Origin of the sequence: Streptomyces sp. PU-14G (genome assembly GCF_041028275.1) — a bacterium.
Classification (GTDB): Bacteria; Actinomycetota; Actinomycetes; order Streptomycetales; family Streptomycetaceae; genus Streptomyces.
In genome coordinates, this window is sequence record NZ_JASKYT010000293.1 from 1 (window position 1) to 7,843 (window position 7,843).

The window sequence follows — 7,843 nt, forward strand, 5'->3', positions numbered from 1 at the left end:
CCCCCCGGCCCCGGGTTTCCGCGGCGAACGCGTGCCCGGGAACGGCCAGCCCGCGCCTGCGGCCAGAGCGTCCGGCCTCGTCTTCCTCTCCGCGAAGGCTTCCCGCAGATTGTCGTACGCCTGACACAGGGCGCTGGAGAAGGCTGCACGCCCTGTTCATCGACCGGCCCTGTGGCCTTCCCCGTTTCGTTGACACCGGGTGCTCTCCCAGGTTCATGCCCTGACCTGTGGTTATGGGAGCGATAGGAGAAACGGGGGTTCCTCGACGCGGTGTGCCGAGGGAGGCTCGACGCGCTTCGGATTCCAGCCCAGCCACAGAAGCGCGAGGAGCACTTCGTGACATCTCGGACCTTCACGGTCAACAACCGGTCGTACACGGCGCCGGATAGCCCCGTCGTGGTGATCTGCATCGACGGCAGCGAGCCCGACTACCACCTCCAGGCCGCCGCGGCCGGCCGGATGCCGTGGCTGAGCAAGGTCCTGGCGAACGGTGGCGCCTCGTGGCCCGCGCACTGTGCGATGCCGGCCCTGACGAACCCCAACAACGTCTCGATCGCGACGGGCCGTCCGCCGTGCGAGCACGGCATCAGCGGCAACTACATCTTCGACACCGAGACCGGTGAAGAAGTCCTGATGAACGACAAGCGCTTCTTGCGCGCGCCCACTCTCTTCGCGGCGGCGAACGAGGCCGGGCTGGATGTCGTGGTGGTGACCGCCAAGGACAAGCTGCGGCGGTTGCTGGGCGCCGGCCTGGTCGAGGACGGGCCCGCCCTCGACGGTTCGGGCGGCTTCGCGGAGCCGAAGCGGCGCGGCATCTGCTTCTCCGCCCAGAAGGCGGACGAAGCCACCGAGGAGACCAACGGCATCAGCGATGTGCTGGCACTGGTCGGCAAGCCGCTGCCCGACGTCTACTCGGCGGAGCTGAGCGAGTTCACCCTGGCCGCAGGCGTGGAGATCTTGGCCTCCCGGGGCGCCGACCTGATGTACCTCTCGCTGACGGACTACATCCAGCACAAGCACGCCCCGGGAACGGAGACGGCCAACGCCTTCTACGAGATGATCGACAGCTACGCCGCCAAGCTGGACGAGTTGGGCGCCGTCGTCGTCCTGACGGCCGACCACGGGATGAGCGCGAAGTCCGACGCCGATGGTGCCCCGCGTGTCGTCTACGTGGAGGACGAGGTGCGCCGGATCCTCGGCGCGACGGAGGATGCCGAGCTCGAAGGGGTGCGGGTGATCCTGCCGATCACCGATCCGTACACCGTGCACCACGGTGCGCTGGGTTCGTTCGCCAGTGTCTACCTGCCCGAGGGTGCCGACCGTGACGGGGTGGCGGCGGCGCTGCGGAAGATGGGTGGGATCCAGGCGGTCTCCGACCGTGAGGAGGCCGCGGAGCGGTACGCGCTGCCCGCCGACAGGATCGGTGACCTCGTCGTCCTCGCCGAGGCCGGCACCGCACTCGGTCGCTTCGAGGCCTGGCATGATCTCACTCAGTTGGATGCGCCGCTGCGTTCCCACGGTGCCCTGGGTGAACTGCGGATCCCGTTCCTGATCAACCGGCCGCTGCCTGCGCCCACGCCGTTCGAGGGCCCATTCGGTGAGCCTGCGTGCGTCCACAATTACGACGCCTTCTGGGTGGCCACCACGTTGGTCGCCGAAGCCGGCACAGCGCAAACCCGTGCCGGACGAGCACGAACGGAATGACTCCCGGGCCTCGTGCCCGGGTCGCCGCCCGTGCGGGCCTCGTGCCCGGGTCGCCGCCCGCAGGGCATGACGGCATCCCAGCTGCCCAGCCTGACTCGTCCCGTACGTTTCTCATCTCCAGGGAGCCCCCATGGCGCAGCCGAGTTCGCATCACCTGCTCAACCACGTCGACGGCCGGTGGACGCCAGCCCGGTCCGGGCAGGCGCGGCGAAACCTCAACCCGGCCGACACCGGCGATCTGATCGGCGAGTTCGCCGAATCCGGCGCCGCGGATGCGACCGCGGCAGTGGACGCCGCCACCGCGGCACAGGCGGCCTGGGACGCCAAAGGCCCCATCGAACGGGCCAAGGTGCTCTCCGCGGCTGTTCGGCTGATCGAGGAGCGCACAGAGGAGTTCGCCCAGGCCATCACTCGTGAACAGGGCAAGCGGCTGAGCGAGAGCCGTGGCGAGGTCAGGCGCTCCCTGGCCATTTTGGAGTTCACCCTCGGCGAAGCCCGCCGGATCAACGGGGTGACGACCCCCGCGGAGGACCCGCGCACCGTGGCGATGACCTTCCGGCGCCCGCTCGGCGTCGTCGGCCTGATCACGCCGTGGAACTTTCCTGTGGCCATCCCCATGTGGAAGGTCGCTCCGGCGCTGGTGTCGGGTTGCGCTGCGGTACTCAAACCCTCTCCGCTCACGCCCTGGACCTCGGCGCTCCTCGTGGAGGCCTGCACCGACGCGGGTGTGCCGCCGGGCGTGCTCAACCTGGTGCAGGGCGACCGGGAGCCGGGCGAGACACTGGTGGCCGATCCGCGCGTCGCCGGCATCTCCTTCACCGGCTCGCTGCCTGTGGGCCGGGCCATCAATCGTGCGGGCGCCGATCGGCTGATGCGTACCCAACTGGAGTTGGGCGGCAAGAACGCGCTGATCGTCCTCGCGGACGCGGACGTCAAGGAGGCTGTCGAGGCGATCGTCCACGGTGCTTTCGGGCAGAGCGGTCAGCGGTGCAGTGCCACAAGCCGCATCATCGTCGACAAGGCCATAAAGGAAGAGCTGCTGGACGCGTTGTTGCACCGGGTGGCGGCGATGCGGGTGGGCAGCGGCACCGACGCGGGCGCGGACATCGGCCCGGTCGTCAACGACGAACGGATGCGGGCCTGTCTGGACGCGGTGGCCACGGCGCGCGGCGCCGGCGCCCGCGTCGCCTGCGGTGGGGAGGCCGCTGTGTGCGACACGCCTGGCTACTTCGTTCAGCCGACCGTGCTGACCGAGGTGGCCTGGGACAGTGAGATCGCGCAGGAAGAGGTGTTCGGACCGGTGCTGTCGGTGATCGACTGCGACGGTTACGAGGACGCCATGCGTATCGCCAACTCGGTGCGGTACGGCATGTCGGGCACGATCTTCACGCGGGACCCGGCGCACATGTTCCAAGCGCTCCAGGACTTCCAGGCGGGCATGCTTCACGTCAACCGGCCCGGTGTCGGCGCCTATTCCCACCTGCCGCACATGGGCGCGAAGGCGTCCCAGCTGGGCGCCCCGGAGTGCTCGCCGGAGGTGTGGGACTTCTACACAGATCTGCGCTCGGCCTGCATCCGGTACTGACGCTCCGCGCAGCGAGTGGCTCTGACGAGGGCCACTCGGCCACCGCCCGCACCAGCTGCGCGGAGGAGCCGGCTGTCCTCCTCGTCGCCGGGGCCTCGGTCGAAGCGGCGCCGTGGTGGCAGCGCTCGGGGAGCCGAACCGCTGAGCGCCGCCGCGCCGGCGGAGCGGGCCGCCGGCGCGGCGGTGCCCGCGTCCGGCGGGCGCGGGCCGGGTGCCCCGAACGGCACAGGTCCGGCCCGCGCCAGGCGCCGCGCCTGCGGGAAGCCGCCCGGGCGGTGTGGGTGAGACGCCGACGGGAAGCTGTCCCGGCGCCCTTGCAAACGGCGGGCAGCCCCCTCGCTACGCCACTTCGCACCGCTCGCGGAGGCGCTCGACACCGTCGCCTTCCAGGTCGTCGAGGTACGTCGCGCGCCCGGTCATCGCCATCGTCAGAGCCAAGGTGGTGCCGGACACGAGCGGCCCGGAGCCGGTCTTGAAGGGGCCGTCACTGGCGAGGAGCCGCAGACCGCTGACGCGTCCCTTGGCAACGACCACGAGATCGGTCCCCTGGTAGTACTCGGCGACCCGTGTGACCGCCTCCTTCGGGTAGGCGCGGTGTATTCCCAGCGGACGCCGGATGTCTTCGGCGTGCACGATCGTCTCGCCCAGCATGGCCACGGCAGGGAGAGGAGGCTTGGTCGTGCTGGGGACAGCACGCCGGAACCGCTCGAGGGTTTCGGCCGGGGACGCACCAAGCTGCTCCGCCAGCCGCATGGCTACCTGCTTGTCGAAGTCGAATCGGCACCGGACCACCCCCGCCAGCCAACGCGCGGGGGTGAGGCCGGCCCCCGCGGTGAGGGGTCGTCCGGCGCGGTGTTCGAGGAGGAAACTCCCGTCCCGGAACAAAGTAATCGCCGCACGGTGGCCGCCCTTGTGGGAGGCCGAGCCGGCCGCCGTCGACGAACGCCCCCCTGACGGCCCCGGCCCGGGCCGGTCACGAAGGTGGTACAGGGCAGCTCCGCCAGGAAAGGGTCTCGGTGTGGAGGAGAGCGTCGGCAGACGGTGACGTGGTCGAACGGAGACCGAGAAATGCGGCGCCCTGCCGACCGGCATCCGCCGCAGCGGCTGTCATTGCCTCAGCCAACTCGTCTGACACGAAAGGAGCCGGCATGAGCATCGCCGACGACCCGGACCGCGCACCCGCGCGCTCTCATCTGTACGCGATGGGCCTGACGGAGGAGGAGATGCGCCGCCCCGTCGTCGGCATCGCCTCCACCTGGACGGGCACCATGCCCTGCAACCTCACCCACCGCGAGCTGGCGGCACGGGTCGCGGAGGGGGTGCGCCGCGCGGGCGGCACCCCGATGGAGTTCAACACCGTCGCCGTCTCGGACAACCTGACCATGGGCACCCCCGGCATGCGGGCCTCGCTCATCAGCCGGGAGGTGATCGCGGACTCCATCGAGCTGATGGGGCGGGCCCACCAGTTCGACGCCCTGGTCTGCATCGTCGGCTGCGACAAGACGGTGCCCGCGGGCATCATGGCGCTGGCCAGGCTCGACGTGCCGGCCGTCGTCCTCTACAGCGGGAGCATGCTGCCAGGCAGGTGGCGGGACCGCGACGTCACCATCCAGGACATGTGGGAGGCCCTCGGGGAACGCGCCGTCGGCCGGATGGAGCAGAGCGAGGTGGACGACCTCGCCCGGCACGCCTGCCCCGGTGCGGGCACCTGCGCCGCGCAGTACACCGCCAACACCATGAGCGGCGTCGCCGATTTCTTGGGCCTCGCACCGTTCGGCGTGGGTGACATCCCCGCGGTGGCCGACGAGAAGGCCGAGGCCGCACGGCGCGTGGGCGAGGTCGCGATGCACGCCCTGGAGCGGGGGCTGCGCCCGTCCCGGGTGCTCACCCGCGACGCGCTGCACAACGCCATGGTCTCCGTGGCCGCGATGGGCGGTTCCACCAATGCGGTACTGCACCTGCTGGCCATCGCGTGGGAGGCCGGGCTGCCGCTGCGCATAGACGAGATCGGAGCGGTGTGCCGCCAGGTGCCGATCGTCACCGGGCTGAAACCGAGCGGTCCGCACACCGCCGCCGACCTGTGGCGGGCGGGCGGCACCTCGCTGGTAGCGGGCCGGCTGCTGGAGGCGGGGCTGCTGCGCGAGGACGTCACGCTGGTCGACGGGCGGACGCTGCGCCAGGTGGCGGCCGACTCGGTGGAGGCTGACGGGCAGCGCGTGGTGGCTCGCGTGGCCGAGCCGGTCAAGCCGCCGGGGGCGCTGGCGATCCTGCGCGGTTCCCTCGCCCCGGACGGCTGCGTGCTGAAGCTGGGGGGACGGGAGCACTTCGTACGGGAGGGGCCCGCGCGGGTCTTCGACGCGGAGGAGGAGTGCTTCGCCGCGATCCAGTCCGGCGGGGTGGCCGAGGGCGACGTGGTCATCGTCCGCTACGAGGGCCCGGCGGGCGGCCCCGGCATGCGCGAAATGCTCTCCATCACGGGCGCCCTGGTCGGTCAGGGCCTCGGGGAAAGCGTCGCGCTGGTCACCGACGGCCGCTTCAGCGGCGTCTCGCACGGCCTCGTCATCGGCCATGTCGCCCCGGAGGCGTACCGCGGCGGACCCATCGCCCTGGTCGAGGACGGCGACACGGTGCGCATCGACAGTGCCGCCGCCACCCTCGATCTCCTCGTGCCGGACGAGGAGCTGGCCCGCAGGCAGACGGCGTGGCAGGCCCCTGACCAGCACCTCGAACGGGGAGTCGTCTCCAAGTACGCCGCCACCGTGCGCTCCGCCTCCGACGGCGCGGTCACCTGCTGACCCGCGGATGCGCCACGGGCGAGCAGCCCGACGGCGAACGGCGTGCGGTGGTGGTGGAGCGGGTCAGTTCGTGGACGGCGGTCTTCGGGGGAGGCCGCCCCTGTCCCTGGGCTGACTTCTCCGCACGGTCAGGCGGACGTCGTAGCGGTCGGCGCGGTACAGGCTCGTCGTGGCTTCCTGGGGTCGGTCCCGCTCGTCCATACCGACCCGGCGTACGTGGAAGGCCGCGGAGCCGGAGGGGACGCCAAGTAGTGCGGCACTGCGTTCGTCCAGGATGACGGCGGTCCACACTTGTTCCGCGCGCACCAGACGCAGTCCGTAGTCCTGTTCGAGGATGTGGTAGAGCGACTCGTCGAGGTCGTCGCGGGTCAGCAGTCCAGGTACCCGTGCACTGCGCAGATGCGCTGTCTCCAAGCACATGGGGCGCGCGTCGGCCATCCGCAGCCGGACGAGACGCGTGACCTTCTCCGTGGGCTCCACCCCGAGGTCCTCCGCTGTCCGGCGGCCTGCCTCCGTCTCGTCGAAAGCCAGGATGCGGGTGCTGGACCGCAGCCCCCGGGCCAGCATGTCCTCGGTGAAGGAGGTGAGCGTGTGCGACTTGGAGATGGTGGGTGCCGCGACGAAGGTGCCCGCGCCGTGCACCCGGTATACGGCTCCCGACTCCGCCAGAGCGTCGAGGGCCTGTCGGACGGTGGAGCGGCTGACGTGGTGACGCGCGGCCAGTTCCCGCTCCGTCGGGAGGAGGGAGTGGGGTTCACGGCGACCGATCTCTTCCCTGAGCCGCTGCCGCAGTGCCTCGTGCTTGGGCAGCCGGCCGGTGCCCTCGTCCCGCGTACGCTCAGCGGTCCGCTGCGGGGAGTCGCCGGGTGCGGGCGTCATCCCTTGACTCCGGTCAACGCGATGCCCCGTACGAACGTCTTCTGCGCGAAGAAGAACAGCACCACGACGGGGACGGCGGCCAAGAGCGACGCCGCCATGGTCATGTTCCATTCGACCTGGTAGGTGGAGCGGAACTGGGCCAGGCCCACGGGGATGGTCCAGTTGCTGTCGTTGTTGCCGACGTACAGCAGGGGTCCCATGAAGTCGTTCCAGCAGAAGGTGAACTGGAAGACGGCGACCGCCGCGAGCGCGGGGCGGGTGAGCGGAAGCACCACCCGCAGCAGCGTGCGCAGTTCTCCGCAGCCGTCGATACGGGCGGCCTCCAGGTACTCCTGGGGAATGGTGAGGAAGAACTGGCGCAGCAGGAAGATGGAGAACGCGTGGCCGAAGAAGAAGGGCACGATCAGCGGTGCCAGAGTGCCGACCAGGCCCAGGGAGGCCCACATGGAGTACAGCGGCACGAGCGTGACCTGGGCCGGCAGCATCATGACGGCGACGGTCAGCAGGAGCCATACATGGCGTCCGCGCCAGCGCAGCTTGGCCATGGCGTATGCGGCAGGAACGCTGGAGAGCAACGTGCCCACGGTGCCGAGACCCGCGTAGAGGAAGGTGTTACCCGCGTACCGCGCCAGGGGGATGCGTGTGAAGACGTCGCTGAAGTTGTGCCACTGGAAGTCCTCGGGCCACAGATCGGGGGAGAGCGTCTGCGCATTGGTCATCAGCGAGGTGAGCAGGATGAGCACGAACGGCATCAGCACGATGAAGGCCAGCCCGATCAGCAACGAGCGCTCCGCCACGGTGTGGAGGAACTGCTGGCGGCGACCACGGCCCCGGGGATTCCGCGGCGGGTTCCGGGAGGGGGCGGGAGCCGGGCGGCGGG

Annotated in this window: 6 protein-coding genes; 3 read left to right on the forward strand and 3 right to left on the reverse strand. The window is 70.6% G+C overall.

The genetic code is table 11. The annotated features are described in order from the left end of the window. Positions 1-336 precede the first annotated feature (336 nt). Positions 337-1,704: a phosphonoacetate hydrolase gene (gene phnA / locus AB8Z75_RS26315; protein WP_369206147.1), complete on the forward strand. Its 1,368-nt coding sequence runs from the start codon at positions 337-339 to the stop codon at positions 1,702-1,704. Positions 1,705-1,834: 130 nt separating this feature from the next. Further along, positions 1,835-3,289 carry an aldehyde dehydrogenase gene (locus tag AB8Z75_RS26320; RefSeq protein ID WP_369206149.1) on the forward strand — a complete coding sequence of 485 codons (1,455 nt, stop codon included), beginning with the start codon at positions 1,835-1,837 and terminating at the stop codon, positions 3,287-3,289. Positions 3,290-3,628: 339 nt separating this feature from the next. On the opposite strand, the gene AB8Z75_RS26325 is transcribed toward AB8Z75_RS26320, so the two are convergent. Then, positions 3,629-4,180 carry a maleylpyruvate isomerase family mycothiol-dependent enzyme gene (locus AB8Z75_RS26325; RefSeq protein WP_369206157.1) on the reverse strand — a complete coding sequence of 184 codons (552 nt, stop codon included), beginning with the start codon at positions 4,178-4,180 and terminating at the stop codon, positions 3,629-3,631. Between the two features lie 257 nt (positions 4,181-4,437). Here AB8Z75_RS26325 and ilvD point away from each other — a divergent pair, with 257 nt between their 5' ends. Further along, positions 4,438-6,084 carry a dihydroxy-acid dehydratase gene (gene ilvD / locus AB8Z75_RS26330; protein ID WP_369206151.1) on the forward strand — a complete coding sequence of 549 codons (1,647 nt, stop codon included), beginning with the start codon at positions 4,438-4,440 and terminating at the stop codon, positions 6,082-6,084. A 63-nt stretch (positions 6,085-6,147) separates the two neighbouring features. On the opposite strand, the gene AB8Z75_RS26335 is transcribed toward ilvD, so the two are convergent. Both AB8Z75_RS26335 and AB8Z75_RS26340 read right to left on the reverse strand, forming a co-directional pair. Next, positions 6,148-6,963: a GntR family transcriptional regulator gene (locus AB8Z75_RS26335; RefSeq protein WP_369206153.1), complete on the reverse strand. Its 816-nt coding sequence runs from the start codon at positions 6,961-6,963 to the stop codon at positions 6,148-6,150. Next, on the reverse strand, positions 6,960-7,843 hold an 884-nt coding region (locus tag AB8Z75_RS26340), incomplete at its 5' end, for a carbohydrate ABC transporter permease (protein ID WP_369206155.1). The genes AB8Z75_RS26340 and AB8Z75_RS26335, both read right to left, overlap by 4 nt.

Coding starts and splice junctions, on each gene's coding strand:
- ilvD (WP_369206151.1), top strand. CDS start 4,438: ATGAGCATCGCCGACGACCCGGACCGCGCACCCGCGCGCTCTCATCTG.
- AB8Z75_RS26335 (WP_369206153.1), bottom strand. CDS start 6,963: ATGACGCCCGCACCCGGCGACTCCCCGCAGCGGACCGCTGAGCGTACG.
- AB8Z75_RS26320 (WP_369206149.1), top strand. CDS start 1,835: ATGGCGCAGCCGAGTTCGCATCACCTGCTCAACCACGTCGACGGCCGG.